The organism is Micromonospora sp. NPDC003776, assembly GCF_053605645.1.
Genome location: NZ_JBSGJR010000457.1, coordinates 1 through 5858 on the forward strand (window position 1 = coordinate 1; position 5858 = coordinate 5858).

The following is a 5858-nucleotide window of genomic DNA, read 5'->3' on the forward strand; positions in this document are numbered from 1 at the left end:
CCGGCACGGGTTCTCCCGTGCCGGGCGGCTCCCGCGCCGGACGGGATCCGAGACCTCCCTCCGTCCAAAGGAGAACCCCGTGTCCGCAACCCCCCTGCTGGAGCTGCGCGGGATCGACAAGAGCTTCGGCCCCGTCCAGGTGCTGCGTGACGTCGCCTTCGCCGCGCACGCCGGCGAGGTGACCGCGCTGGTCGGCGACAACGGCGCCGGCAAGTCGACCCTGGTCAAGTGCATCAGCGGCATCTACCCCACCGACTCCGGCGACTTCCTCTTCGACGGCCAGCCGGTGAGCATCAACAGCCCCCGCGACGCCGCCGCGCTCGGGATCGAGGTCGTCTACCAGGACCTGGCGCTCTGCGACAACCTCGACATCGTGCAGAACATGTTCCTCGGCCGGGAGAAGCGCAGCGGCATCGTGCTCGACGAGCCGACCATGGAGCAGATGGCCGCCGAGACCCTGGCCGGGCTGAGCGTCCGCACCGTGAAGTCGCTACGCCAGCACGTCGCCAGCCTCTCCGGCGGCCAGCGGCAGACCGTGGCGATCGCCAAGGCCGTGCTCTGGAACAGCAAGCTGGTCATCCTGGACGAGCCGACCGCCGCGCTCGGCGTCGCGCAGACCGCGCAGGTGCTCGAACTGGTCCGCCGACTGGCCGACAACGGCCTGGCCGTGGTGCTCATCTCGCACAACATGAACGACGTCTTCGCGGTCTCCGACCGGATCGCCGCGCTCTACCTCGGCCAGATGGTCGCCCAGGTGAAGACCACCGACATCACCCACTCGCAGGTGGTCGAGCTGATCACCGCCGGTCGCTCCGGCAACCTCGGCCTCCCTGCCGAACCCGGCAGCAACGGCAACGGCGCGGGCGCGGGCGCGCCGGCCGACACGACTCCAGGAGCCCTCCGATGACCACCACCGCCGTGAAGAAGGAAGGCCCCGCCGCCGTCGCGCCGACACCGACGGTGGGCAGCCACCTGAACAACTACTGGCGCCGGGTACGCGGTGGCGACATCGGCGCGCTGCCCGCGGTCGTCATGCTCCTCGCGCTCTGCCTCGGCTTCTCGATCGCGCGCCCGTCGTTCTTCACGGCCGGCAACTTCGCGAACCTCTTCACCCAGGGCGCCGCGGTCACCCTCATCGCGATGGGGCTGGTCTTCGTCCTGCTGCTCGGCGAGATCGACCTGTCGGCCGGCTTCGCCAGCGGCGTCTGCGCCGCCATCCTGGCCAACGTGGTCACCGTGCTCGGCTACCCCTGGTACGTCGCGGTGCTCGCCGCCATCGTCACCGGCGTGGTGATCGGCACCGTGCTCGGCCTGCTGGTGGCGAAGGTCGGCATCCCGTCCTTCGTGGTCACGCTGGCCGGCTTCCTCGCCTTCCAGGGCGTCGTGCTGATGCTGATGAAGTCGGGCGCCAACATCTCGGTGCGGGACGACACCCTGGTCGCGATCGCCAACCGCAACCTCTCCCCCGCGCTGGGCTGGACGCTTGCCGCCGTGGCCGTCGCCGGCTACGCGGCCGTGCAGCTGCTGCGGCACCGCAATCGCGCCGCCCGCGGTCTGCTCACCGACCCGATCGCCGTGGTGGCCGCCCGGATCGTTGGCCTCGCCGTCATCCTCGGCGTCGCGGTCTACGTGCTCAACCTGGAGCGCAGCCGCAACGTGCTGGTCGTCTCGCTCAAGGGCGTGCCGATCGTGGTGCCGATCATCGCGATCCTGCTGGTCCTCTGGACCTTCGTGCTGCACCGGACCAGCTACGGCCGGCACATCTACGCGGTCGGCGGCAACGCCGAGGCGGCCCGCCGGGCCGGCATCAGCGTCGACCGGATCCGCATCTCCGTCTTCGTCATCTGCTCCACGATGGCGGCGGTGGGCGGCATCGTGGCGGCCAGCCGGGCCAACTCGGTGGACCCCAACACCGGTGGCAGTAACGTACTGCTCTACGCCGTCGGCGCGGCGGTGATCGGCGGCACCAGCCTCTTCGGCGGCAAGGGCCGGGTCCTCGACGCCGTGCTCGGTGGCGCGGTGGTCGCGGTCATCGACAACGGTATGGGACTGATGGGTTACAGCTCGGGTGTGAAGTACGTGGTGACCGGCGTGGTCCTGCTCGCCGCCGCCACGATCGACGCGCTGTCGCGGCGGCGGGCCGCCGCCACCGGCACCCGCTGAACCCCGTACGGACATGGCTGTGGCAATGCGCGCGGGACCGAGTCAGGACGACATCCGTCGGCAGAACCTGGGCGCACTGCTCCGCTACGTGCACGTGCACGGGGCGACCAGCCGGGCGGAGCTGACCACCGCGCTCGGGCTCAACCGCAGCACCATCGGCGCGCTGACCGCCGACCTGGCCGGCGCCGGTCTGGTCAGCGAGGGGACGCCGAAGGAGACCGGCCGGGCCGGACGACCGTCACTGGTCGTCCGGCCCGAGTCGGCCCGGGTCTACGCGTACGCGTACAGCGTCGAGGTGGACCGGCTGCGGGCCGCGCGGGTGGGTCTCGGCGGTGAGATCCTCGACAGCCGGGAGCTGGACCGACCGCGGAACCTGGTCGCCGGAGAGGCGGCGCCGCTGCTGGCCGGCGCGGTCAAGGAGATGCACCAGTCCGTCCCGGCGGGTTCCATCTGCGTCGGGGCCGGGGTCGCGGTCTGCGGCATGGTCCGGCGCGAGGACGGGCTGGTCCGGCTGAGCCCCACCACCGGCTGGGTGGACGAGCCGATCGGCGCGGCGCTCGCCGCCGAGCTGGGCATCGACGTACCGATCACGGTGGGCAACGTGGCCGACGTGGCCGCCTTCGCCGAGCACGCCCGGGGCGTCGCCGCCGACTGCGACAACGTCATCTACCTGTACGGCGACGTCGGCGTCGGGGCGGGCATCATCGCCGGCGGCCGGCGGCTGACCGGGCACGGCGGGTACAGCGGCGAGGTCGGCCACATGGTGGTGGTCCGGGACGGCCAGCGCTGCGACTGCGGGCGCCGGGGCTGCTGGGAGACCGAGATCGGCGAGCACGGGCTGCTCCGCGCCGCCGGCCGCTCGGACGCCCGCGGCCAGGATGCGCTGCGGGCCGTCTTCGACGCCGCCGACCGGGGCGACGCCCGCGCCCAGACCGCCGTCCGGCAGGCCGGCGACTGGCTCGGCTTCGGCGTGGCCAACCTGGTCAACATCTTCAACCCGGAGATGGTCATCTTCGGCGGCACCATGCGCGACCTCTATCTGGCCGCCGCCGCCCAGGTGCGCAGCCGGCTCAACTCCAACGGGCTGCCCGCCTGCCTGGAGCACGTGCGGCTGCGTACCCCGAAGCTCGGCGACGACGCGGCGCTGATCGGGGCGGCCGAACTGGCCTTCGAACGCCTCCTCGCCGACCCCCTCGACGTCGGCTGACCGCGGCCCCGCGCCGGCTGAACCGATCGGTGCCGTGATCCGTACCAGTCCGCGACATCCGCGTACCGGTCCGGATCGAGGAGGCACCCCGACCATGGCACCGCTGGAACCTGTCCGCCGCCGGGTGGCGCACCGGTTGGCGCTGCTGCTCGTCGCGCTCGTCGCGGGGATCGGCGTCCTACCCGGCACCGCGCTGGCCGCGCCCGCGCCCGGTCAGCAGCTGAACGCCGCCGACATGACCCTGCTGAACGGCGTCCGGCTGGCCGGGCTCTGGGAGATGCCGGCCGGGCAGATGGCCGCCGAGAAGGGCCAGTCGAAGCGGGTACGCGAGATCGGCGCGGAGATCGCCCGGCAGCACGGCGTGCTGGACCAGCTCGTGGTCCAGGCGGCGAACAAGCTGGGCGCCACCCTGCCCACCGATCCCACCCCGGAGCAGAAGGGGTGGCTGGCCGAGATGCAGAACGCCACCGGCGCCCGGTTCGACCAGATCTTCGTGACCCGGCTCCGGGTGGCGCACGGCAAGATCTTCCCGGTGATCGGGGCGGTCCGGGCCAGCACCCGGGACCCGATCGTGCGCAAGCTGGCCGAGCAGGCGAACACCTTCGTCAACGACCACATGACGATGCTGGAGAGCACCGGCCTGGTCCGGTGGCAGCAGCTGCCGCCCGCGGCGCTGCCCCCGGCACAGAGCGACTCGCTGGTCGCGGCGGCGGCGGCCAACGTCGGCAGCGGCCGTGGCGTCGAGGTCAGCACCACCGTGGTGTGGGCGGTGTTCCTGCTCGCCCTGCTCACCGGCGGCTACGCGACCTGGCGCATCCTGCGCCGCGGCTGACTCAGCCGTGCCAGGACCGCCACAGGGCGGCGTACGAGCCACCCGCCGCGACCAGTTCGTCGTGCGACCCCAGCTCGGTGATCCGGCCGTCCTCGACCACCGCCACCCGGTCCGCGTCGTGGGCGGAGAAGAGCCGGTGCGCGATGGCGATGACCGTCCGGCCCTGGAGGACCGCGGCCAGCGAGCGCTCCAGGGCCCGGGCGGCCCGCGGGTCGATCAGCGAGGTGGCCTCGTCCAGCACCAGGGTGTGCGGGTCGGCGAGCACCAGCCGGGCCAGCGCGAGCTGCTGCGCCTGGGCCGGGGAGAGCGGGTGGCCGTCCGCGCCGACCCGGGTGTCCAGCCCGGCCGGGAGCGCCTCCGCCCAGTCCAGCGCGTCGACCGCGGCCAGTGCCGCCCGGACCTCGGCGGAATCGGCGGCCGGCCGGACCATCGCCACGTTGTCGGCCAGCGTGCCGATGAAGACGTGGTGCTCCTGGCTGACCAGCGCGACGTGGGTACGCAGCTCGCCCAGGGGCAGTTCGCCCAGCGGCCGGCCGTTCACCGTGACCGAGCCGGCCCGGGGTACATGCACCCCGGCCAGCAGCCGCCCGAGGGTGGACTTGCCGGCGCCGGACGGGCCGACCATGGCCAGCTTCTCGCCCGGCCGGGGCACCAGGGTCACCCCGTGCAGCACGTCGTGGCCCGCGCGGTACGCGTACCGGACGTCGTGGGCGGCGAGCCGGCCGCCCGTCGGTGCCCGCCCTCGGGCGGGTGACGCCACCGGATCGGGCTCGGCGGCGTCGGCGGCCACGCCGAGCAGCCGGGCCAGTGAGGCGCCGCCGACCTGGAACTCGTCCAGCCAGGAGAGCAGCCGGTCGACCGGGTCCACCAGCTGCTGGGCGTAGAGGGTCGCCGCGGTGACCTGGCCGAGGCTCACCCAGCCCTCGAGATAGAACCAGCCGCCGAGCAGCAGCGTGCCGACCACCGGCAGCAGGTAGCCGATCTCGGCCACCGGGAAGAAGACGGTCCGCAGGTTGAGCGTGTAGCGCTCGGCCGCGTACGACCGGCGGATGTCGGCGTCGCTGCGGGCCCGGCGGCGGGCCTGCTGCCGCAGCGCCTCGGTGGTCCGCGCGCCCTCGACCGTCTCGCTGATCCCGTCGGTGATGTCCGAGTAGGCGGCGTTCTCCCGCAGGTAGCCGGCCGGCGCCCGGCGCAGGTACCAGCGGGTGCCGACCCAGAGCATCGGCACCGCGATCAGGCAGGGCAGCACCAGCAGCGGCCCGGTCAGCACCAGCGCCCCGAGGATCAGCAGCACGGTGACCGCCGAGATCAACGTCTCGGGCGCGGCGAAGCGGACCGTGCGGGACAGCGCGGCCACGTCCCGGGAGGTGCGGGTGAGCAGGTCGCCGGTGCCGGCCCGCTCCACCGTGGACAGGGGAAGCGCGAGCACCCGGTCGACGAACTCCTCGCGCAGCTGGGCGAGAACCCGCTCGCCGAGCCGGGCCGAGGCCAGGTGGGCGAAGCGGACCAGCACCGACTGGACCACGACGAAACCGGCGATGGCCAGCGCGACCCGGTCCACGGTGACCGCGCCGACCCCGCGCGAGATCCCCTCGACGAGGTCGCCGAGGAGCCGGGGCGCGACCAGGCCGGCCGCCGCGGCGAGCGCGTGCAGGC

General features: G+C 73.4%; 5 protein-coding genes. 4 read left to right on the forward strand and 1 reads right to left on the reverse strand.

Going from position 1 to position 5858, the window contains the following annotated elements:
* Nucleotides 1–79: 79 nt before the first annotated feature.
* The 4 genes from ACWEVO_RS28010 (at nt 80) to ACWEVO_RS28025 (ending at nt 4202) form a co-directional block, all read left to right on the forward strand.
* Entirely contained in the window at nt 80–907 is an 828-nt protein-coding gene (locus ACWEVO_RS28010; RefSeq protein ID WP_452310486.1) for an ATP-binding cassette domain-containing protein, read from the forward strand.
* A complete protein-coding gene (locus tag ACWEVO_RS28015; RefSeq protein WP_452310487.1) occupies nt 904–2163 on the forward strand; it encodes a sugar ABC transporter permease in 1260 nt (419 codons plus the stop codon). The genes ACWEVO_RS28010 and ACWEVO_RS28015 overlap by 4 nt, the downstream gene beginning before the upstream one ends.
* 25 nt (nt 2164–2188) lie before the next feature.
* Nucleotides 2189–3370 (forward strand): ROK family protein, encoded by a 1182-nt coding sequence (locus ACWEVO_RS28020; RefSeq protein ID WP_452310488.1) that lies wholly within the window; start codon nt 2189–2191, stop codon nt 3368–3370.
* 94 nt (nt 3371–3464) lie between these two features.
* A complete protein-coding gene (locus ACWEVO_RS28025) occupies nt 3465–4202 on the forward strand; it encodes a DUF4142 domain-containing protein (RefSeq protein ID WP_452310489.1) in 738 nt (245 codons plus the stop codon).
* A gap of 1 nt (nt 4203) precedes the next feature.
* Here the strand turns inward: ACWEVO_RS28025 and ACWEVO_RS28030 are convergent.
* Nucleotides 4204–5858: ABC transporter ATP-binding protein (locus ACWEVO_RS28030; RefSeq protein ID WP_452310490.1), on the reverse strand; the 1655-nt coding region annotated here is incomplete at its 5' end.